Genomic DNA, 21,411 nt, shown 5'->3' on the forward strand with positions numbered 1-21,411 from the left:
AGGTATTATAAGAGATATTACCATCAAAATGACAGCGGTGTTAGAAAGAAATTAGGGCTATACCCGATGGAACATATACTTTATTAAATAATAAATTAGTTAAATTCCCCAATTAGATAAATGGTCTAAAAAAGTAGCTTCTAATATTCGCGCTGATTGGCAAAAAGGAGCAAATTACAATCGAGCTCCAGTAAAAAAATTAGAAATGAATACGAAAAGAAGTATAACGTGCAACCAGATTTGGCCAGGAGATAAAATTGACTTACATCATATAAAAACTGTAGCATATGGAGGAAGATCAAAATTAAATAATTGTATAGGAATTACTAGAAAAACATCAAAAAATCACCTCGAGGTTTGCTAATTATTAAATAGTCGGGAGGTAACAACATATGCCAGAAATCAAAAAAGTTTTAGACAATTTAAAAAGTAAATTAGATGAAAACTTTTCTCGATTAGATCCAGATGGCTTAATCGAACGTGATGGTACTGTTTTACGTGAAAAGTGTATTTTTAATCCCCCAGCAAAAGAAGAAGATATTCGTTCACTTGAGAAAGAATTAGGGATAAAAGCCCCGCAAGATTATAGGGAATTTCTATTGCTACATAATGGTATGACACTTTTCAAAAGTTATCTTATGGAATTTAAATTTTTTAGTCTAGACGAAATTCGTGAAGGATTTAAAGATGTTCAAGAATTTAAGAAAGAAGAAGATCTAAAGACTACAAAAGATTATCCTATTGGAGAATTTCCAGATGTAGGATATATAATGGTGGACGCGCATAAGCTTAAAAAGCATTCTTCGCAAGGTGCAATTTATGTAGGACATATAATGCCTGAGGCAACAGAAGAATCGTTTGTAACTTTTGTTGAGAATGTTATAGAAAACACTGGAGAATTTTTTTGGGAAGATTCTAACCTTCCAGAATATTAATTATTTCATAATGATATAAAACACCAGGACTCTTATTTAGTGAGTATCTGGTGTTTGTTTAGCAGAGATAAGCTACAAGCATACTTTAATTATTAATAACGGTCTTGCAGTGGTACATGTGACTTATAGGGCGTGTGAAGTTATATGATGAATGAAGAACAAAAGAACAAATCCGTTAATCTATTTTAGTCTGCTTTAGAATTTTATTGTGGTGTAAGAGGAATAAGCCTGCCAAATCGTTAATTTTTTATCATATTCGATAGCTTAGGTGACTCATCTGAAATGGTGTTAAAAGCATATATTTACGCTTGTGCACCACCCGAAATGTTAATAACACACTTCAAAGTGATACATTTTTCAACTCAATTTTGGGAACTTCCCTGTTTTCTATCTTTTAATTTTCTTGCCAAACGCCGATATGATGGTCTTATTCCTTTAAAATCTTTCTTAATGACAAGGTATCGATCCATTTCTTCGATGAATTGGTATAGTGACGCCATGGCTAAGAACTTTTCGTGAGTTGTCGGCAATGGGAGCTTTGCAAATTCTATCCTTACATCTTCTAATTTACTACGGTATTTTTGAGTTGTATTACCTGAATGGACGTTTTCAGACAGCTCTTCCATAAAATCTGCTACAAGTTCCGCCTGTTCTACGATGACCGGTAAGTTTGTGATTTTCGGTAAAACTCTCTCAATTATTTCTAGTTGTCGTTCACGTATATCAAAATATTGATAATAGAGATTTTCATGTCTCGTCAGGTGATTTTCTACATCTTGATAAGCAAGTGCCTTACCTTTGTTGATGATTGTATCCGCTTCAACAAGTTCTTTACCATCCCAACTAGTGTCTCCATTACGCAAGTATTTTGTAATTTCCTTAAATATTTTGCTATATAATTCTTCTATTTTCAAACGGTATTCATCTAACTTAATTTGTATATCTGGCATATACATATTCACCGCTAAGGCCGTTCCGAAACCGATCAACATTAATAATAATTCATTTATCAACAAGCCCCATGTGAAATGGGCTGTAGAGAAAATATGTAAAATAATAACGACGGAGGATACAAAACCAGGTGTAACCTTTATCATAACGAGTATAGGCAAGAAGAATAGCACCATCAACCCTAGTATCCACGGGTGATAGCCTAATAATTCAAAGAAAGCAACGGACATGACAATACCTATTAATGTTGCCATAACCCTCGTATAAACTGCATGAATAGATTTACGCTTTGTTGGTTGAATACAAAGGATTGTTAAAATACCTGCTGATGAGAAAAAATCTAAATGACAATATTGTGCAATACCGATTGACAATCCTGCACCTAGTGCCGTTTTTAATATTCGATAGCCAATATGAAATTTTTTCACAGAAACCACCTCCTAAAAAAAGAGCACTATAGAAAATAGCGCTCTTCTCTTTAAAAAAGATTAAATTTCTTCACAGAATTCTTCGAAATAACCTTGAATATTTGTAATAACAGACATTGGGTCATGTCCTTCGATTTCGTGACGACCAATTTCAGCTACTGGTTTACCATCTTTTAATAGTACGAATGATGGAGATGAAGGAATATGATCTTCACCAAAGTGCATACGTGCTTGTGCAGTAGCCTCTTTATCTTGACCTGCAAATACTGTAACTAAATGATCTGGACGTTTATCATAATTTAATGCATGAACAGCTGCTGGGCGAGCAATACCGCCTGCACAACCACATACTGAGTTCACCATTACAAAAGTTGTACCTTCACGTTTAAATGCTTCGTCTACTTCTTCAGCTGTTTTTAGTTCTTCATAACCATTATCAGTCATTTCACTGCGTGCTTGACGTAGCATATCTTGCATAAATAAATCATAATCCATATTCATAGAATAATCGCTCCTTTCAATATCAATTATTACTATAACAGTTGTGGCAATGGTTTTCAAAGTAGTTGTTTCAAAAACGTATCAATTTAATAGGAATATCCAAGTTTTAAACGATTGCATGGTGTAACATAAGAAATTACTTCTCTATCAAATCCCATCATAATTCCTCCGCCATTACTTCTACAATCTCATCAATCACTGGAACCGTTCCTTTTTGGTTCTGTACTAAAATACTGAAAATATACTTTTTCCCACTTTTCCCTATGAAATAGCCACTTAATGTATTGACGCCTTCGATTGCACCTGTTTTCGCAAATACCTTTTCTCTAGTTAACGGCGTAGTAAATCGATTTCTAAGTGATCCTCCGATAATTCGATCTGCATGTGCAGCAACTGGTAAACTATCAAAGAATGTACCATACCATCTCTTTTCTTTCTGAACGACAAACAAGAGATGTGTTAAATCTACGCTTGATACACGATTATTATGTGACATACCAGAGCCATCTTCAAAGGTCCAATCATCAATACGTAAATGTCTCGAAAAAGCATATTGTTTTAGGACACTTAAACCTGCTTTTGTACTTCCTTGTCCTATTCTTACCTTTCCCATTGTTTTGACCAAAATATCTGCAATACTATTGTTACTTAACTTCATATAAGGAATCATAATCTCTGCAAGTGGAATGGATTGTTTTTGAACGATTAACCTTGCTTTTGCTGGCACTTTTTCACGATAGAATTTTTCTTTTGAAAATTGTATTCCATTTTTCTCTAATACGTGTTTAAACAAAGTAATGGTATGTTCAGTTGGATTTTGTACTGTAATCCACTCTTTCGCATCTTTCCCTAGTGGTAAATAGCCACTAATCGTAATTTTATTTGTTCGATATTCTCTTTTTATCTTAAGGGTGCTATATTGATTGGCATAAACGGTTTTAGCATTATTTTCAATCTTTAGGTCGCCTAATTCAGGGGTTATTTTAATCTTTGGTTTCTGCCCGACTTTTTTGCCTATTGCTTCTACAATGATTGAACCAGAATCGTAATCACTGTCAGGGGACATCGTTAGAGCAGTGACAGGTGCTGCGTAATAATAGGACTCGTCCTCTTTTTGAATATCTGGTGTCAATAAGTCTTGATCAAACCAAAAATCATCTGCTACGATACGTCCATCTATTTTCTTTAATCCTGAATATGCAAAAAAACGTGCAAATTCTTCAAGATCCTCGATTGTTAAAGTCGGATCGCCTTTCCCCTGTATATATAAATCCCCATGAAGTACACCATTTTTTACTTTTCCGGTTGTATATATATTCGTAAGAAAACGATAATCCAATCCCAATTCTGTTAAAGCAGCAGCACCGGTTAATAATTTCATATTCGATGCAGGTTTTTGTTGCCGATTTCCATTTAAATCGTAGATGACTTTTCCTTTTTCATCACGAACTGCAATACTTACCTCAGCATTTGCCATTTTACTTTTCACAATTTTCTCAATGGATTTATTTAGTTTTGGAGTAGCAGCTTCTGTAGGAATTTGTAAGCCCAATAAACTGAAGATCATCATACAAGTAACGAGAAGTATACGGATCCTTTTTGACATTTTTCGGCTCCTTGCTCTTAAACAATGGTATTTGTTATTGAAATCGAATTGCAAATTTCATTTGATTTAATAAGCTAAAACTATCATAATTCTTTCCATTTTTAGTTTTGTCGATACTGTTATATATATTCATCTTGAAAGGAATTTAGTAATTTTGTTTCCGATAAATTAATATGGTACTTCTATGTCAATAAAGGTTATCATCTACAGCATTTAAAATAATTTGACATCCTCATTATGTTAAAAAGTATTTTATGTAATATAGTTTGGGGCTTTTCAATATTCACATAATCATTTTCCAAGAAAAATTTACGTATACTGCTATTCAAGGAGGTATTAACATAAGAAAGGTTATTTTCATCCTGTTTTCATTATTCATCGTAGGGAGTATTTTTGTTTTCACTAATCAACTTAATGCTAAAGAAAACACTAGACCTTCAGATAAAGAAATAGTTAATATCTTAGAAAAGCTAAAAGAAAAAACATCAAAAAAATACAAAATAGGTACATATAAAATTAGTTTAAATGAGATAAAAATCGAAGTAGTTGGAAGTCAAGAGTACTATGACTCAGTAAAAGATGAAGTGAAAGAGTTTGTAGAAAATACCATTAAATCAACACCATTTGAAAAGTATGTTGTCAAAGTGACCAAAAGTGAAATAAGTAAACTAGTTAGCAAAGAAGTTATAGAAGAACACCATCTAATGCAAGAAATAAGCACAACAATAGAGGATGCGTTATCAAAGTTTTATCCAAAACAAATGGACCAAATAAATTTAGAGAATACACCCACAGAGTTAAATATTGGAATAAAGACTTTGTTAAGTAGAAAACAAAAAAAGTCTACTATGGGTAAAGAAATGGAAAAGAAAATATTTCTAGAATTAGATAAGTTACATTCAAATAAACTTATAAAAGAAAGAAACATTCAAATAACCATTTATAACAAAAGTGGTGAAAAAATAAATTAAAACAAAAAAAGTTTAAGAGAGTAACAATCGCTACTTTCTTAAACTTTTTTCACTTTATCATCTATCTATTTGATTAAACTTTTAACAGCTTTTGCAATCATTGAACCTTCTGCTTTGCCAGCAAGCAAAGGTTTTGCAATTTTCATCGCTTCACCCATATTCATCCCTGAAGTGATGCCAGCTTCTTTTAAAGTTTCGATTACTTTTTCTTCGGATAATTGCTCAGGTAAAAATGATTTTAAAATTTCAAGCTTTCTATTTTCTTTTTCGATTAAATCAGCACGATTGGCCTTTTCAGCACCTTCTAAAGCTTGATGTGTTTGTTTTACTTCACGGTTTAGAATGGCAATTTCTTCTTCGTGCGTTAATTCAGAACCTTTTTCTTTTTGTGCCAAGTCAAGAGATGATTTTACAATAGTTAAAACGCCTTTTGCTACTACATCTTTTTCTTTCATGGCTTTTTTTAATTGATCAAAAACAACTGTTTTTAACATATTACTCATTCCTTCTTTATTCAATTATATCTATTATAACACTTTTGTTGGTTATCCAATCTTAGTGTTAAATAAATATATTGAATCTAATTCTCGGTAATCTTTACAGTTGCCCCATTTTCAATGGTATTTCCAATAGTACAACCCCTTTTCACACTTTTGAGTAATTTTCTTTTATAGGACTCATCTAAAGTGTCAGGTAACTGAACTTGAATATCAAAAGCTGTTAAACGATTTACACCAGATCCTTTAGTAGATTGTACTGTAACTGTTAGATCATCCAAGTTATAGTTAATCTCATCACGTTTTAAAATTTGACGAGTTGTTAATGCAATGCATAAACCAACAGATGCTTCGATTAACTCTTTAGGATTTAATCCTTCTAGATTACTTTTAGTGGAACCTTTCGCTTGTATACCCGCTCCATTTACAATTTCAATTTGTCGATTTGTATGTTTGATAATCGTCATGTCTCATTCTCCTTTTAACCTATACTTTACTCTTTAGGATTTATAAATTCTCAGCCATTACTTCCACAATTTCATCAATAACTGAGATTGTACCGGATTTGTTCTGTACTAAAATACTAAATGTAAAGCTTTTACCACTACTTCCTATTATATATCCACTTAGTGTATTAACACCTGTCAATGACCCTGTTTTTGCGAAAATTTTTTCCGCTGTAAGTGGTGATTTTAGACGATTACGAAGTGTACCTCCTACCATTCTTTCCGAGTTTGCAGCAACTGGCAGACTATTAAAATAGGTACTAAACCATTTTTCTTTTTGAACAGTATACAAAAGTTTCGTTAAATCATTACTGGATACTCGATTGCTATGTGACATACCTGAGCCATCTTCAAAAATCCATTGATTTATATTTAAATGGCGTGACTCTCCATATTGTCTTAATATTTTCAGACCAGCTTCTGTACTACCTTTTTGCATTTTTACTTTCCCCATTGTTTTCACTAAAATATCCGCAATTCCATTATTGCTTAACTTCATATAAGGAATCATCAATTGTGAAAGCGTCACTGACTGCTTTTGAGTAATTAGTTTGGCACTTTTAGGTGTTTTTGCACGATAAAGCTTGTCCTTTGAGTATTGAATATGGTTTTGTTTTAGTAAATTTTTAAACATTGTTAGTGTATGAGTTGTTGGATTTTGTACAGTTACCCATTCTTTTAAACTCTTATTAATAGGCAAATTTCCACTTACAACAATTTTATTTGTTCTAAATTGACGCTCTATCGTTAACGTATTTGGCTCGTTAGCCTCTACTGTTTTCCCCTTATTCTCAATAACTAAATCCCCTAATTCTGGCGTTATTGTAAGAGATGGTTTCTTTCCTACTTTTTCACCTTTTGCTTCAACAATGATCGTCCCAGAATCATAGTCGTTATTTGGAGAAGTTGTTAATGCTGTGATTGGCGCTGCATAATAATAAGACTCATCCTCTTTAGCAATCCCTGGCGTTAACAAATCTTGGTCAAACCAAAAATCATCTGCTACAATTCTTCCTTCAATACGTTTAATTCCTTGAGCTGCGATACTATTAACAAACTGTTCAAGATCTTCCTTATTTAAAGTTGGATCACCTTTTCCCTGAAGATAAAGATCTCCTTTTAAAACACCATTTTTTACTTTTCCAGTAGAATAAATACTAGTTTTAAATCGATACTTTTCCCCTAATATCTCTAAAGCTGCGGCACTTGTTAATAACTTCATATTCGATGCAGGTTTTTGTTTTTGATTGCCATTCAAGCCATAAATAATTTTCCCCTTATCATCCCTAATCGCAACACTGACATCGGCTCCAGCCATTTTATCGTTGACAATTTGTTTAATAGATTGGTCAAGAGTTTGGGTTTGAGTTGTACTAGCCTCTGCTGACATGTTCGCACCAAACAAACCAAACGTGATAATACAAGAAGTTAGAAAAATACGTAATCTTTTTTTCATATGATTTCCCCTTTGCGAAAGAATATTCTTACTCTTTATAAGAATTCAATATTCTTCTAACCTTTTCCTATTAAGATTAGAAAATCCGTTCTATCGATAGAGTTTTTCGCATTTTATAGGGTATTTCTAATTATTCAATTTAAGATTTTTAAATTTGTTCACTATAATTACATAATAAAAAAACCCCTAACCTCACAAAATAGAGATTAGGAGTATGTAGAGAACTTAAAAATACTATTGAATTCACAAACATGAAACTAGTTATTTTAAAGAACATTACTTGATAGTAGATAGACTTTCTAACCACCACTAATCGGTGGGATTAACGCTACTGTATCACCAGATTTTACAATTGTATCATCGGTTGCAAATTCCTCGTTTACGGCAGTCATCGTTTGGTGTAAAGATGTTAAAGTATACTGCTTCTCTAACCACTCTTTTACTTGTTGAACGGTTACTTCTGAGGCATCCATTGTAACTTGTGAGTGACCAGCTGCCTCTTGTAGTTGTGCAAAAAGTAAGATGTTAATCATGCTTATCTCCTTCCTCAAAAGGTGTTTCTGACGGATAAGGTACATTCTCGAGCTGATCGCCTATCCAAGCTGTACCATCTTCCCAAAATTCCTTTTTCCAAATCGGTACAATTTGCTTTATACGATCAATAGCGTATTCATTTGCCTCATAGGCTATTTTTCGGTGTGGTGAGGACACAGCAATAACAACTGCAATATCTGAAATTTCTAGACGTCCTATACGATGCGTAATAGCAATCTGTACTTCTGGCCATTTTTCTTTTATTTCTTTTTCTATTTGTTGAAACATTTTAATCGCCATTGGTGGATACGCTTGATACTCTAAATGCAAAGTTTTTTTACCCTTTGTCAATTCTCTAACCGTTCCAATAAAAACAGTAATAGCACCTGCATTGCGACTCTCAACCTTTTTTGTAACTTCCTCTACGCGAATAGGCTGATCTGTGATAATAAATAAATTTTCTTCCATTCTAATTCCTCACTTTTTCCAGTAAAAGATTCAAATAAAGATCTTCTTGCTTTATCGGATAGACAGGGCATGTAAAAGTTGATGGGTCTACATCTTGCCAATAAAGCACGCAAATGATATTTGTCAGTTTCTTCAAACTAGCGACATCTTCCTGATGACGGATTAATACGACCTTTGGATAATCTTCATTCTTATAGCCCTCTACTAAAATCAAATCAGGCTGAAATTGTTGATATAATTCAACAAGCTCCTTTAGTTTCCAAGATGCTTGCTGAATAGTCAAAAACAATGTACCTGCTCCTTCGACACCAGCAACAATCGCTCCCGCTTGTTCATGGCGTTGACTGTCTTTTCGATTTACAGCTGTTGGAGCTCCACCATGACCATGATGCTTAATCGTTGCAACACGTGCCCCTTCTGCTGTTGCCGCAATAATTAGTTTCTCCATTAATGTTGTCTTGCCACTATTTTGGTAGCCTACTATCTGTAGGACGGCACAATGTTGTCCCAAGGCCACTCACTCCCTAGTCCATCCTCTAGTAATAATACGTCTACACGCATGCCCTTTTCATAACCGCGCGTACCACCTGGTAGTACGATGAAAGCTTGAGCTTTTGCTAAAGAGGAAACAGCACTCGATTTATTAAAGCCTGATGGTGCTGCAATAAGCTGTCCATTTTCAAAGGATACACTTGCACGGATAAAGCGTGTAAATGGATTTGCCTTTTTGAAATCCTCTCCTAATATTGCCTGTTCTCTGTGTAAATGTGGTGTTGGATTTGAAAATGCTGTCCGTACAACTGGACGAACAAATAGCTCAAAACCAACATAGCAAGCAGAAGGATTTCCTGAAAGTCCATATAATAGCTGTCCATCACGCTGTGCAACAGTTGTCACACTACCGGGACGCATTGCTACTTTATTAAATAACACTTCTGCACCAAGTGCCTTATAAATTGCAGGCAAGTAGTCATAGTCCCCTACTGAAACACCACCAGTTGTTATGAGTATGTCCACTTCCGATAAAGCAGATTTCACTGCTTCAATACAAATATCAAGATTATCACTAAATTTACCAAAGTAACGTGCTTCTGCTCCAACACGTTCGATCTGAGCCAATATCATATAAGCATTACTATTACGAATTTTACCAGGTTGAAGTGCCTCATCTGGTTCTAACAATTCGCTTCCAGTTGCAATCACTCCAATGACTGGTTTACGTGTTACAGGTACTTCACGATAACCAAAAGTAGCTAATAATGCAGAAACACCTGGATTAATATACGTTCCTTTTTGAACAAGTGTTTCTCCTCTTTTCATATCTTCTCCTTGATATGAAATGTTGTCGCCCTCTTTATAAGCACGTTTAATCTCCATATAAGACTTACCGTCTTTTTCATATGTCTTTGATAATTCCAGCATAACAACTGCATTACAGCCTTCTGGAATTGGAGCTCCTGTCATAATACGGACAGCTTGTCCCTCTTGTACTTGTTCTGGAAAAACAAAGCCAGCTCCAATTTCTCCTACCACTTCAAAAGAGACAGGATGATCAGCTGAAGCACATTCGCTGTCCTCAGCACGTATTGCAAAACCGTCATAAGGTGAGCGATCAAAGGCTGGTACGTCATGATCTGCTTTTAAATCTTCTGCTAAAAAACGACCAAACGACTTAGTTAACGGTACCATTTCTTTTGTTCCTGTAAAAGCAAATTGCATTATGCGACGAACAGCCTCACCGACTGCAATTGGTGTTCTTTTTTCTAACATTTTCATACGCTCCTTAACCTAATAAACTGTAATATAAATTTTTTGCTTGCTTTGCATCATTTGTACCATGTACAAGTACTCGACCATCCTTAAAAATCACCAGGCGATAATCCTTTAATTGACATGATATTAAATATGGATTTTGTTGAATAGTGCCATGCTTTTGAAGTTGCTGTGCTAAGTAATTTAAATTATACCCATCTGGTCGAACTGGGCGAATTTGTACAGCATTCCGTCCACATAATACATCCACTTTTGTTTGATTTTCATAAGATAGATATGGGTAAATTGCGCTTTCACCGCATGACAGACAATCATCTTTTTTCGCATTTTGTACACGCATATCATAATGCTGATTATTCCAAACATCAAAGGTTCGATACGTCTTACATACAGCGTTCCAATCTCCCACTAAAATTTTCAAAGCCTCTGCTACTTGATAAGCTGCTACTATTTGAACAGTTGGACTAATTATACCTGCTGTATCGCAAGTAATCGTCATATTCGGCACTGACTGCATTAAACAGTGAAGGCATGGAGTTTTTCCAGGAATGATCGTATAAGTTGTACCGTAACTTCCAACGCACGAGCCATATATCCAAGGAATTTGGTATTTTTGTGCTAGATCATTCATAACAAAACGAATATCAAAATTGTCAGTACCATCAATCATAATATCTACATCATGTACGATACTCTCTAGTGACTCTGCTCTTGCATCCATGACAATTCCTTTAATCTGCACGTTCGAATTAATACGTTTTAATCTGTCCTGTGCTGCAATGGCCTTAGGTATTTTTTGCTCAGCTTCTTCTTCACTATACAATTGTTGACGTTGTAAATTACTCCATTCAACATAATCTCGGTCCACAATTGTCACTTTACCTACACCGGCTCGTACAATAGCCTCTGCACTAGCACTACCTAATGCTCCAGCTCCTACAATAAGTACATGTTTTTGTTGCAATAGTTCCTGCCCTTTTTCACCAATCGGCTGAAACAATTGTTGTCTAGAATATCGATCATTCATTTAAAACTCTGCCTTTCTCTTATTAAATTTTATTTGACCTTTCATTTTATATCGTTATAATTAATCATTGATTCTATCAATAGGAGGATTCACAATGCATCCAACCCATAAAGATCGTGACATACATGCTGCAGTTTTAACTGTTAGTGATACCCGCACAATAGAGACAGATAAGGGTGGCCAACAAATTAAAGCACTTCTTGAAGAAGTTGGATTTCACACTGCTGATTATTGTATTGTAAAAGATGATGCTGCTACAATTACTGAAAAAGTACAAGCATGGTGTGATGATCCTAATATTAATACTATCATTGTAACAGGTGGCACAGGATTTACATCACGTGATGTCACTTACGAAGCAGTAACACCGCTTTTTGAAAAAGAAATGCACGGTTTTGGTGAACTATTTCGCTCATTAAGCTATGAAGAAATAGGTCCGCGTGCCATGTTTAGTCGTGCTGTTGCCGGTTGTTTAAAACAAACTGCGATTTATGCTTTACCTGGTTCAACAAATGCAGTTAAACTTGGGATGAGTAAACTCATCATTCCTACAGTGCAACATTTTATAGGTGAGTTACATCGATGACAAAAATTGCAGGTGTCATATTAGCTGGTGGTCAATCCTCTAGATATGGAAAGCCCAAAATGTTCGAAAATTTCAATGGGCAATTATTATATCAATATAGCTTACAAGCATTGAAAAAGAATGAACTTAAGCCACTTATTATTTCAACAAACGCATCATTATCCACGAAATTCAAAGACAAGGATGTTCGCTTGAGTATTGAGAAAACAGTACATCAAGGACCGCTTTTTGCGATACATCATCTTATATCCAACACACCAGATGCCGATTGGTTTTTCGTACTTGCATGTGATATGCCTTTTATAACATCATCTTTTGTTAACAAGATGTTATCCGTTGTAGACGATACATATGATGCTATCGTACCTATGCAATCGGATAAAATACAGCCACTAGCTGCACTCTACCATCGTAGTGTATTGCAAAAAACAGAAAAATTATTGCAGAAAAACAAAAGAAGTATGCAATCATTACTCGACCAACTGAATGTTTGCTATGTATCTATCCCAGATGATGAGCAAGTATTCATCAATATTAACGCCATAACTGATTGGCCCAATTACTCAATACAGCACAAAAAAGGAGATTATCATGACTGAATTTACGCATTGGAATGAAGAAGGTCGTCCTAAAATGGTCGATATTTCCGAAAAAAACGAAACGAAACGAACAGCTATTGCACGAAGTACTGTTCTATTATCAACTAAATTATACGAAGCCATTCAACAAGGGAATATTAAAAAGGGAGATCCCACACAAGTTGCACAAATTGCAGGAATTATGGGCGCAAAGAAAACCTCTGATCTTATTCCGATGTGTCACACTATCATGTTACAGGGGACGGATTTTACATTTAACTACGAAAAAACAGATTCAGGGTACGCACTTCATATAGAAGTACTTGTAAAATGTAAAGGAAATACAGGGGTTGAGATGGAAGCATTAACAGCTGTGTCCATTGCTGCTTTAACCTTCTACGATATGTGCAAGGCTGTCGATAAATCGATGGTGATTCAAGACACTTATCTTGTACAAAAAACTGGTGGTAAAAGCGGTACCTTTTTAAATGAACGTTTTTAAAAAACCGGCATAAGCCGGTTTTTTTGTGTTCTTTATTTTGTTTTATTTTGTTGTAGTTTTTGATTTTGCATATGAAATATAGTAGAATAAGCCAACAAAAATGGCACCACCAACAACATTTCCTAAGAAAGCTGGGATAACATTTCCTACGAATGCTCCCCAAGTAACTTGTCCTGCAAAAATTGCAGCTGGAATAACGAACATATTGGCAACAACGTGTTGGAAACCAATTGCAACAAACGCTGTAACAGGGAACCAAATACCTGCAACTTTACCACCAAAATCAGTCGCACCGAAAGATAACCAAACAGCTAAACATACAAGCCAGTTACAACCAGCAGCAGAAATAAATGTTTGTAAGAAAGAATCAGCAGTTTTTGCTTTTGCGATAGCTACTGTTTTATCTAAAAATGGTCCTGTTTCTGTTAAACCAACAACATGTCCAAAGAAGTAAGCTACAAATAAAGCACCAACTAAGTTGGCAAGTGTTACCCAAAACCAGTTTTTTAATAATGCTGGAATTGAAATTTTCTTATCATATAAAGCCATTGCTACAGACATCATATTTCCTGTGATTAATTCAGCACCTGCTAATAATACTAAAATAAGGCCTAATGGGAATACTGTTGCACCTACAAATGTTGAGAAGCTTCCCCATGCTTCCGGCATACTACCACTAACTCGAATATCGAGTAAAAAACCTAAGGCGATAAATGCGCCCCCTAAAAATCCTAAGATTAACATCTTTAAAATTGAACTATTTACTTTAGTTACACCTGCATTAATGGCGATTTGTGTAATTTCTTCTGGTTTATTAACTGCCATTCTATAAATCCTCTTTTCTATCAATTTATCATCCACCAATATGAGACATTTCTATCTTTCTCTTAGGGGATGAAGTGTGCTCTTTTCGCTCATCAGAATAGCGATCTGTCCTATTCTGCCAGACGTCGGCAATGCATTTTGCAATTGTCTCATCAGTTTCTCCAGAGCGTAAAAGCTTAAGTAAATCTGTACCTTCTGTTGCAAATAAGCAAGTATAAAGCTTTCCTTCAGCTGAAATACGTGCTCGTGAACAAGTAGAACAAAATGAATCGGTCACAGAAGAAATAATACCTATTTCTTGATCACTATCTTTGTACTGATAACGAGTAGCCACTTCTCCTTTATAATTAGGACTTAATGGCTCTATCGGTGAAAATTGCTGAATCGCATGAAGAATTTCTTTTTTCGATACAACATCATCTAGGCGCCAGCCATTGGAATTTCCTACATCCATATATTCTATAAATCTTAATGTATGTTTTTTGTCTTTAAAGAATTGAGCCATAGGAATAATATCTTGTTCATTTTTTCCCTTTTGTACAACCATATTGACTTTGACCTGGATTCCTGCTTGAGCTGCTTTTTCAATTCCAGCAAGAACATTTTTCACTTTACCACGTTGACCATTCATGGATAAAAAGCGTTCTTCATTTAAAGAATCTAGACTAACAGATACACGTGACAATCCTGCTTTTGCTAAATCCTCTGCAAAACTTTTCAATAGTGAACCATTTGTCGTCATCGCAATATCTTCTACGCCAGGCAAAAGATGAAGTCTCTCAATAAGTTCTACAATATTTTTTCGCAATAGAGGCTCACCGCCTGTAATACGAATCTTTTTTACACCAAAAGAAACAAAGATTTTAACAAGTCGCTCAATTTCATCAAATGACAATATTTGTTGAGATGGTAAAAAGGCATAGTCCGGTCCAAAAATTTCCTCTGGCATGCAATAGCGGCAACGAAAATTGCAACGATCCGTTACGGAAATACGTAAATCTCTCAATGGGCGCTTATATTGATCTTGTATCAAATTCATGCTTTTCATCTCCTTGTTCAGATACTGCTAAACTTATACATCTAATAGAATTCGTTCTGGATGTGTATATACATTTAACGAATTTTGACGAATAAATCCTACAGTTGTTATTCCTAATTGTTCTGCTAATTGTAAAGCTAATTCAGTTGGAGCTGACTTAGAAAGAATGATTTCACATCCGATTTTAGACACCTTCACTAAAATTTCCGATGAAATACGGCCACTAAATACAATAACCTTATCGTGAATCGAAATATCATTTTGTAAGCAATAGCCATAAATTTTATCAAGCGCATTGTGGCGGCCGATATCCTTACGACTCAAAATAATGTCTTTAGCATCACATAAGGCTGCATTGTGAACCCCACCTGTTTTTTGAAAGGTCACTGCATTGTCCTGCATATTTTGCATAAGGTCAAAACAATTTTGTGGAGTCAATTGAATATGAATATCTTCCATTGTCTTAGCAGTTAGTGCATCACTCGCAAATACAAACCCCTGTCTGCTCATTCCACAGCAGGATGTAATATAGCGCTTATTTTGTAACTTATTCGCAAATGGGTTTACCTTTTTGGTTTGGACGTGTACAACGCCCTCTTTTTCTTGAAACCAAATATTTTCAATGTCGTCAAAGTGAGTAATCACTTTTTCTGAGGCTAAATAGCCAATAACCATATCTTTGACATATTCTGGCGTGCAAACCATCGTAACAAATTCTTGTTGATTAACTTTAACGGTTACAGCATATTCTGTTACGATTGTATCTTCAACTTTTTGCACTTGCCCATTTTCTACTCGAAGAATTTCTTTTTTAATTTCAGTATCCATAGATCCTCCTAGTGTTCGTCAATATTTCGGTCAAAGATAAAAACAGAAACAGCCATATCGAGATCAACCTTGATATCTGAAAATAGATGCAATAATTTTGCTTGCATCAATTCTTCCATACCTTCAGGTGTTGCTTTCGCATACAAATCTTGAATTAGTTTTGTACGTGCAGCATGTACCATTTCCAATCCATCTTTTGTACTTGCGATAAATTTTTCTGTAGGTGTTATATTACCATAAAGTGTTGAAATGGCCATATTCTCTACAAATATAGTATTAATGCGTTCTGGACCTTTGCCAAATAAATCTTTACGAAGCTTTCGAATAATGTCATTAAACTCATGCACTTTTTTTGACATAATACGTATCCTCCTATCAAAAAAACGGAATATTTTTGGGAACTTAAGCTTATCCATCTCTACAATTCGTTAATCATATAGCAATTACAATAAAGTTTAAAGGTCTAATTTTTGGAAATTTATTTTGACAAAATAGTTTTATCTTATATATAACTTACCCAAAAAAATTTTTTGTAATAAAAAAATATAAGATTTGCTTTTCCAATCATTATAGCAATTTAATTAACATATCTTGAATTCAGTATAAACTAATTAAACATTAAATCATTTATAATAATTCAAAAAATTTTTTATATACGTATTCATATTGTTATATTTTTTTCTAAAGCTTATAATGGTATGCATGACCAAAATGAAGCCAAAATATTGAATTACTAATGTTTTGATTTTATTTTATCATCTCAAAAAAATCTTGGATTGGTCTTTTAGCAAGATCTGTTAAAACTCTTATCCACCATGAATTTTTATATACTCTTTTAGTTCGAAGTGTATATGTTCATGGTGGATTTTTTTATTTTGAGAAAATAGGAGGCAATAATATGACGAAGATGAAGATTAACGGCACGCCTTATGAAGTAAGTCCTGGCGAGTCGATTTTAGACGTCATTAACAAAAATGAAATTCCACATCCACAAATTTGTCATGTACCAGAAGTGGACCCTATTCAAACTTGCGATACATGTATCGTTGAAGTAGATGGTCAACTTGTTCGTTCATGTTCAACAAAAGCAATGGATGGAATGAATGTAGAACTTACATCACAAAAAGCCGTAGAAGCTCGTACTGAAGCTATGGACCGTTTACTAGAAAACCATATGTTATATTGTACAGTTTGTGATAATAACAATGGTAACTGTAAACTACACAATACGGTAGAAATGATGGAAGTTGAACATCAAAAATATGAATACAAACCAAAAGTGGACCCTTCAGAAGTAGATATGTCACATCCATTTTATCGCTATGATCCAAACCAATGTATCGCTTGTGGTCAATGCGTTGAAGTGTGCCAAAACCTTCAAGTAAATGAAACTATTTCGATTGATTGGGAAGCTGAACGTCCTCGTGTTATTTGGGATGAAGGCGTTGATATCAATGATTCTTCATGCGTTAGCTGTGGTCAATGTGTATCTATTTGTCCATGTAACGCGTTGATGGAAAAATCAATGCTTGGCGAAGCTGGTTTTATGACTGGACTAGAACAAGATATGCTAGATCCAATGATTGATGTAATCAAAGAAGTAGAACCTGGATATAGCGGTATCTTCGCTATCTCTGAAATTGAAGCTGCTATGCGAAGCAAACGTACTAAGAAAACAAAAACTGTATGTACTTTCTGTGGTGTCGGTTGTACATTCGAAGTTTGGACAAAAGGTCGTCATCTCTTAAAAGTACAACCATCTGATGGTCCTGTTAATGCTATTTCTACATGTGTTAAAGGTAAATTTGGTTGGGACTTCGTAAATTCAGAAGACCGTATTACAAAACCATTAATCCGTAAAGGCGATGAGTTTGTAGAAGCTTCTTGGGATGAAGCATTAGATTTAGTTGCTTCTAAATTAGGCGGTATTCAAAAAGAACACGGTCCTGGTTCAGTCGGCTTTATCTCATCTTCTAAAATTACAAATGAAGAAAACTACCTTATTCAAAAAATGGCACGTCAATTATTCAACACAAATGACGTTGACAACTGTTCACGTTATTGCCAATCTCCAGCAACAGACGGCTTAAGCCGCACAGTTGGTATCGGTGGTGACGCAGGTACAATTAAAGATATTGCTAAAGCAGGTCTTGTTATCATCATTGGTGCAAACCCAGCTGAAGGTCACCCAGTACTTGCAACACGTGTAAAACGTGCACACAAATTACATGGTCAAAAATTAATCGTTGCTGATATCCGTAAAAATGAAATGGCTGAACGCTCAGACATTCACATTCGTCCTCAACAAGGTACGGACCAAGTGTGGTTAATGGCTGTTACAAAATACATGATTGACCAAGGCTGGCACGATCAAAAATTCATTGACGAAAACGTAAATGATTATGAAGCATTCAAAAAAGTATTAGAAAAATACACACTTGAATATGCTGAAAAAGAAACAAAAATCCCACAAGCTACATTGATTAACATTGCTGAAATGATTCGCGATGCTGATGGTACATGTGTACTTTGGGGTATGGGTGTTACACAAAATACTGGTGGTTCTTACACTTCTGCTGCTATCTCAAACCTATTATTAGCAACAGGTAACTACCGTCGCCCAGGTGCAGGTGCTTATCCATTACGCGGTCACAACAACGTACAAGGTGCTTGTGACATGGGTACATTACCAAACCTTTTCCCAGGCTATCAAAAAGTAACGGATGATGCAGCTCGTGCGAAATTCGAAGAAGCTTACGGTGCGAAAATCCCAGCAACACCGGGTCGTACAAACATGGCTATGCTTGATGCCGTTATGGAAAACAAAATGAAAGCTATGTACATCGTCGGTGAAGATATGGCATTAGTTGATTCGAACGCTAACCACATTGACGAAGTATTATCTCACTTAGAATTCTGTGTTGTAGAAGATGTATTCTTATCTCGTACTGCTCAATATGCAGACGTTATCTTACCAGCTTCTCCTTCATTAGAAAAAGAAGGTACTTTCACAAATACTGAACGTCGTGTTCAACGTTTATATGAAGTATTACCTCCACTTGGTGAATCTCGTCCAGACTGGCGCATCGTACAAGACGTTGCAAATCGTCTAGGTGCTAACTGGAACTACGAACACCCAAGTGACATTTACGCTGAAATGGCAAGCTTAACACCAATCTTTGCACAAAACAGCTACGATTATATGGAAGGCTGGAATAGCTTCGTTTGGGGTGACCCAATTAACGGTGCAGATACACCATTACTATTCTTAGACGGCTTCAACTTCCCAGACAAAAAAGCGCGCTTCGCACTAAATGACTGGGCACCAGTAGTTGAATATGCTTGCGAATATGACTGTCATATCAACAATGGTCGTATGTTAGAACACTTCCACGAAGGTAACATGACAAATAAATCAACTGGTATCCAATTAAAAGTACCTGAGATTTTCGTTGAAGTATCACCAGAATTTGCAAAAGAACGTAATATTGAAACAGGTGCACTACTTCGCCTCGTATCTCCATACGGTGCATTAAAAGTACCAGCACTTATTACAGACCGTGTTCAAGGTAACGAATTATTCTTACCAATGAACTCAACAGATAAAGATTCTTCTATTAACTTCTTAACAGGTCCACAAGGTGATGCAAATACATCTACACCAGCTTACAAACAAACGAAGATTCGTGTAGAAGTATTAAAACGCAAAGGTAAAAATCCATTACCAGCGGCAAACCCTCGTAATAAAAAACGTCATCCGCAAAATGGTGTGGAAGTACAACGCAAATGGGCTCGCCCAGGCTATGTTCACTTAACAACGAATAACGAAGAGGTGTAGAAAATGGCAGCACCAATTACAAATATTAAAAAGCAACAAGTTTCAGAAGAACAAATTGCAGAGCAAAAAATAAATGATTTAAAAGAATTGCTTACAGAAAATGATGAAGCACTTCAACAAATTTTTTCTATCGTTTCTGATTTAAATGATATTGGCGTATTAGATGCAGTCAATAAAATGCTTGCAGCCAAAGAAGAAATTGCCCATATTGCACTTGGACAAATTTCTCGTAAGCCTGTAACTAACGTCATCAATCAACTATTAGCAGTTGCTGGTCTATTGTCAGCAATAGATCCAGAGAATACGAAGAAATTAATGGGTAGTTTAAATACCGGACTTGATGATGCAAACAACGCATTAGCTAGCGATGAAAAAGTAACAATCTTTAGCTTGATGAAAGTCATCAAAGATCCTGATGTTAACCGTGCATTAAACTTCGGTATTCACTTCTTAAAAGGTCTTGGAAAAGGATTGAAAGAAGAATGTTAACAAATAAAGCCGTATTAGAGGCACTTAAAAAAATCAATGACCCTGAAATTCATAAAAGCATTGTGGAATTGAATATGGTGCGCAATATTAAAATTGACGGCACGAATATTCAACTAGAAGTAGTACTTACTATTCGAGGCTGTCCTTTAAAAGCCCAAATTAAAAGGGAAATTGAAGAAGCACTAAAAGAAATCGGCGCAACACATGTTGAACTTACTTTTGGTTCTATGACAGCTCAAGAACGACAAGTATTAACTGCTTCTTTGAAAAAACAAGCAACAACAGAAACTGGAATGCCAAAAATATTAAAACCTGACTCCGGTGTACACTTTATCGCTATTACTAGCGGTAAAGGCGGCGTTGGTAAATCTACCGTCACTATTAACTTAGCCGTAGCCCTTGCAAGACAAGGAAAACGTGTTGGTATTATAGATGCCGATATTTATGGTTTTAGTATTCCAACTATGATGAAAATTGATGAGAAACCAACGATGATTGAGCAAACAGCGATACCTGTTGTGAGCCATGGTGTAAAAGTTATGTCAATGGGCTTTTATGCAAAAAACAACCAACCTGTCATGTGGAGAGGACCTATGTTAAACAAATGGATTCGCAACTTTATAGCGAATACCCATTGGAGCGACCTAGATTACTTACTATTAGATCTACCTCCAGGTACTGGTGATGTGGCAATTGATGTTGCTGCAATGATCCCTCATGCACAGGAAATCATCGTTACGACACCACATAATGCTGCTTCATATGTTGCTTCAAGAGCAGGTGTGATGGCACAACATACTAAGCACAAAATTATCGGTGTAGTTGAAAATATGGCTTACTTTGAAAATCACGAAGGTGATCGTAATTATCTATTTGGCCAAGGTGGCGGCGAAGCATTAGCTAAGCAACTACAAACTGAGGTCATAGCCCAAGTTCCTTTCGTACAACCGGAAGAAAATACTGGTTCTTCTGTTTATGATGAAGATTCAGTTGTTGGAGAAGCCTTCACTCATTTAGCTGAAGATCTTATCTTTACCTACAATAAATAATTTTTAAAAAAACAAGCCAACGTA

Annotated in this window: 23 protein-coding genes; 8 read left to right on the top strand and 15 right to left on the bottom strand. The window is 35.3% G+C overall.

From position 1 onward, the window contains the following. Positions 1-392: 392 nt before the first annotated feature. Entirely contained in the window at positions 393-935 is a 543-nt protein-coding gene (locus CW357_RS06460) for an SMI1/KNR4 family protein (protein WP_119414904.1), read from the top strand. A 362-nt stretch (positions 936-1,297) separates the two neighbouring features. On the opposite strand, the gene CW357_RS06465 is transcribed toward CW357_RS06460, so the two are convergent. The 3 genes from CW357_RS06465 to dacB (CW357_RS06475) form a co-directional block, all read right to left on the bottom strand. Beyond that, on the bottom strand, positions 1,298-2,314 hold the full coding sequence (locus CW357_RS06465) for an aromatic acid exporter family protein (RefSeq protein WP_119414903.1): 1,017 nt from the start codon (positions 2,312-2,314) through the stop codon (positions 1,298-1,300). A gap of 60 nt (positions 2,315-2,374) precedes the next feature. Next, complete coding sequence (locus tag CW357_RS06470) at positions 2,375-2,815, bottom strand: BrxA/BrxB family bacilliredoxin (RefSeq protein WP_119414902.1); 441 nt, start codon at positions 2,813-2,815, stop codon at positions 2,375-2,377. A 157-nt stretch (positions 2,816-2,972) separates the two neighbouring features. Next, entirely contained in the window at positions 2,973-4,421 is a 1,449-nt protein-coding gene (dacB, locus tag CW357_RS06475; RefSeq protein WP_119414901.1) for a D-alanyl-D-alanine carboxypeptidase/D-alanyl-D-alanine endopeptidase, read from the bottom strand. A 266-nt stretch (positions 4,422-4,687) separates the two neighbouring features. On the opposite strand from dacB (CW357_RS06475), the gene CW357_RS06480 reads away from it, so the two are divergent. Then, entirely contained in the window at positions 4,688-5,392 is a 705-nt protein-coding gene (locus CW357_RS06480) for a hypothetical protein (protein ID WP_119414900.1), read from the top strand. 65 nt (positions 5,393-5,457) lie between these two features. Here the strand turns inward: CW357_RS06480 and CW357_RS06485 are convergent, their stop codons facing one another. From CW357_RS06485 to CW357_RS06520, 8 genes are all read right to left on the bottom strand, one after another. Further along, positions 5,458-5,886, bottom strand: a complete 429-nt coding sequence (locus tag CW357_RS06485; protein ID WP_119414899.1) for a GatB/YqeY domain-containing protein — start codon at positions 5,884-5,886, stop codon at positions 5,458-5,460. A gap of 86 nt (positions 5,887-5,972) precedes the next feature. Then, complete coding sequence (locus CW357_RS06490; RefSeq protein ID WP_119414898.1) at positions 5,973-6,356, bottom strand: OsmC family protein; 384 nt, start codon at positions 6,354-6,356, stop codon at positions 5,973-5,975. Between the two features lie 40 nt (positions 6,357-6,396). Continuing rightward, positions 6,397-7,851: a D-alanyl-D-alanine carboxypeptidase/D-alanyl-D-alanine endopeptidase gene (gene dacB, locus CW357_RS06495; RefSeq protein WP_119414897.1), complete on the bottom strand. Its 1,455-nt coding sequence runs from the start codon at positions 7,849-7,851 to the stop codon at positions 6,397-6,399. 299 nt (positions 7,852-8,150) lie between these two features. Further along, positions 8,151-8,384, bottom strand: a complete 234-nt coding sequence (moaD, locus tag CW357_RS06500; RefSeq protein ID WP_119414896.1) for a molybdopterin converting factor subunit 1 — start codon at positions 8,382-8,384, stop codon at positions 8,151-8,153. After that, entirely contained in the window at positions 8,377-8,853 is a 477-nt protein-coding gene (locus tag CW357_RS06505) for a molybdenum cofactor biosynthesis protein MoaE (RefSeq protein ID WP_119414895.1), read from the bottom strand. Before CW357_RS06505 ends, moaD begins: the two co-directional genes overlap by 8 nt. 1 nt (position 8,854) lies before the next feature. Next, positions 8,855-9,370 carry a molybdopterin-guanine dinucleotide biosynthesis protein B gene (gene mobB, locus CW357_RS06510; protein ID WP_119414894.1) on the bottom strand — a complete coding sequence of 172 codons (516 nt, stop codon included), beginning with the start codon at positions 9,368-9,370 and terminating at the stop codon, positions 8,855-8,857. Then, complete coding sequence (gene glp / locus CW357_RS06515; RefSeq protein ID WP_119414893.1) at positions 9,334-10,623, bottom strand: molybdopterin molybdotransferase MoeA; 1,290 nt, start codon at positions 10,621-10,623, stop codon at positions 9,334-9,336. The genes mobB and glp overlap by 37 nt, the downstream gene beginning before the upstream one ends. A gap of 13 nt (positions 10,624-10,636) precedes the next feature. Then, on the bottom strand, positions 10,637-11,653 hold the full coding sequence (locus CW357_RS06520) for a thiazole biosynthesis adenylyltransferase ThiF (RefSeq protein ID WP_124217623.1): 1,017 nt from the start codon (positions 11,651-11,653) through the stop codon (positions 10,637-10,639). Positions 11,654-11,747: 94 nt separating this feature from the next. Here CW357_RS06520 and CW357_RS06525 point away from each other — a divergent pair, with 94 nt between their 5' ends. Genes CW357_RS06525 through moaC form a run of 3 tightly spaced genes read left to right on the top strand, consistent with a single transcriptional unit; the run spans position 11,748 to position 13,319 of the window. Further along, on the top strand, positions 11,748-12,239 hold the full coding sequence (locus CW357_RS06525; protein WP_124217624.1) for a MogA/MoaB family molybdenum cofactor biosynthesis protein: 492 nt from the start codon (positions 11,748-11,750) through the stop codon (positions 12,237-12,239). After that, complete coding sequence (locus CW357_RS06530) at positions 12,236-12,838, top strand: molybdenum cofactor guanylyltransferase (RefSeq protein WP_124217625.1); 603 nt, start codon at positions 12,236-12,238, stop codon at positions 12,836-12,838. The genes CW357_RS06525 and CW357_RS06530 overlap by 4 nt, the downstream gene beginning before the upstream one ends. Continuing rightward, positions 12,831-13,319 (top strand): cyclic pyranopterin monophosphate synthase MoaC, encoded by a 489-nt coding sequence (moaC, locus tag CW357_RS06535; protein WP_124217626.1) that lies wholly within the window; start codon positions 12,831-12,833, stop codon positions 13,317-13,319. The genes CW357_RS06530 and moaC overlap by 8 nt, the downstream gene beginning before the upstream one ends. Positions 13,320-13,361: 42 nt before the next feature. On the opposite strand, the gene CW357_RS06540 is transcribed toward moaC, so the two are convergent. The 4 genes from CW357_RS06540 to CW357_RS06555 are packed head-to-tail and all read right to left on the bottom strand — an operon-like array spanning position 13,362 to position 16,370. Continuing rightward, entirely contained in the window at positions 13,362-14,144 is a 783-nt protein-coding gene (locus CW357_RS06540) for a formate/nitrite transporter family protein (protein ID WP_124217627.1), read from the bottom strand. Positions 14,145-14,172: 28 nt separating this feature from the next. Beyond that, positions 14,173-15,192: a GTP 3',8-cyclase MoaA gene (gene moaA / locus CW357_RS06545; protein ID WP_119414887.1), complete on the bottom strand. Its 1,020-nt coding sequence runs from the start codon at positions 15,190-15,192 to the stop codon at positions 14,173-14,175. A gap of 24 nt (positions 15,193-15,216) precedes the next feature. Next, the gene (fdhD, locus tag CW357_RS06550) at positions 15,217-16,011 is read right to left on the bottom strand and encodes a formate dehydrogenase accessory sulfurtransferase FdhD (protein WP_119414886.1); all 795 of its coding nucleotides are present in this window, start codon (positions 16,009-16,011) and stop codon (positions 15,217-15,219) included. Between the two features lie 8 nt (positions 16,012-16,019). After that, positions 16,020-16,370 carry a Na-translocating system protein MpsC family protein gene (locus CW357_RS06555; RefSeq protein ID WP_124217628.1) on the bottom strand — a complete coding sequence of 117 codons (351 nt, stop codon included), beginning with the start codon at positions 16,368-16,370 and terminating at the stop codon, positions 16,020-16,022. A 539-nt stretch (positions 16,371-16,909) separates the two neighbouring features. Between CW357_RS06555 and fdhF the strand changes: the two genes are divergently transcribed. From fdhF to CW357_RS06570, 3 genes are read left to right on the top strand one after another with little or no spacing between them, the layout of a single operon-like run. Then, a complete protein-coding gene (fdhF, locus tag CW357_RS06560; protein ID WP_119414884.1) occupies positions 16,910-19,849 on the top strand; it encodes a formate dehydrogenase subunit alpha in 2,940 nt (979 codons plus the stop codon). Between the two features lie 3 nt (positions 19,850-19,852). Next, positions 19,853-20,338, top strand: a complete 486-nt coding sequence (locus CW357_RS06565) for a helical membrane plugin domain-containing protein (protein WP_124217629.1) — start codon at positions 19,853-19,855, stop codon at positions 20,336-20,338. After that, the gene (locus CW357_RS06570; RefSeq protein ID WP_124217630.1) at positions 20,332-21,387 is read left to right on the top strand and encodes a P-loop NTPase; all 1,056 of its coding nucleotides are present in this window, start codon (positions 20,332-20,334) and stop codon (positions 21,385-21,387) included. Before CW357_RS06565 ends, CW357_RS06570 begins: the two co-directional genes overlap by 7 nt. Positions 21,388-21,411 lie beyond the last annotated feature (24 nt).

Origin of the sequence: Rummeliibacillus sp. TYF005, assembly GCF_003844195.1 — a bacterium.
Classification (GTDB): Bacteria; Bacillota; Bacilli; order Bacillales_A; family Planococcaceae; genus Rummeliibacillus.